We start from the raw sequence: 335 nt of genomic DNA, 5'->3' as shown, positions 1-335 counted from the left end.
CCTTAGCCTGATCCGTTACCAGTGAAAGTAACGTTCAGTCTATCTTTCTATCACATACCCAAATTTTTAAAGAACGAACTAGTCAAAGACTAGAAATCAACATTCACCATCGAACCGATGGAATGCTCATTTCTAAGCTTTATACAATCGAAGCAGTAGTGGTGGAGCCAAGCGGGATCGAACCGCTGACCTCCTGCGTGCAAGGCAGGCGCTCTCCCAGCTGAGCTATGGCCCCGTATTTCTACAGGCGTTTCCCACACAAAATTGGTGGGTCTGGGCAGATTCGAACTGCCGACCTCACCCTTATCAGGGGTGCGCTCTAACCAACTGAGCTA

General features: G+C 48.7%; 1 tRNA gene. It reads right to left on the bottom strand.

Annotation, left to right across the window (positions count from 1 at the left end):
- Window positions 1–159: 159 nt before the first annotated feature.
- Window positions 160–235 (bottom strand) — tRNA-Ala (locus tag AC3A5O_RS28815).
- Window positions 236–335: the final 100 nt, after the last annotated feature.

It is taken from the genome of Pseudomonas sp. Soil_N_39, assembly GCF_057655955.1.
Note: the sequence above shows the minus strand (reverse complement) of the source record. Positions and strands in the feature narration are given on the sequence as shown.